Origin of the sequence: Duganella sp. CY15W (assembly GCF_009857555.1) — a bacterium.
GTDB classification, from domain to species: Bacteria; Pseudomonadota; Gammaproteobacteria; order Burkholderiales; family Burkholderiaceae_D; genus Rugamonas; species Rugamonas sacchari.
The window spans coordinates 1-274 of the sequence record NZ_WWCQ01000032.1 but is presented as its reverse complement, the minus strand read 5'-3'; the positions used below and the strand labels follow the sequence as shown (position 1 = coordinate 274).

The following is a 274-nucleotide window of genomic DNA, read 5'->3' as shown; positions in this document are numbered from 1 at the left end:
TACTCATCTCGCCCACCTGTGTCGGTTTGCGGTACGGTCTCGTATGACTGAAGCTTAGAGGCTTTTCTTGGAACCACTTCCGATTGCTACAGAACCTAAGTTCTTCGTCCCAGTCCCTTGAATTACGCGCCCGGATTTGCCTAAGCGCCTTCTATGAACCAGAAACTGACTATTCCAACAGTCAGACAACCTTCCGCGATCCGTCCCCCCATCGCATCATACGACGGTGCAGGAATATTAACCTGCTTCCCATCAGCTACGCATCTCTGCCTCG

Annotated in this window: 1 rRNA gene; it reads right to left on the bottom strand. The window is 51.8% G+C overall.

Annotation, left to right across the window (positions count from 1 at the left end):
• Positions 1 to 274, bottom strand: a 23S ribosomal RNA gene (locus tag GTP58_RS32000); the annotation flags it as partial.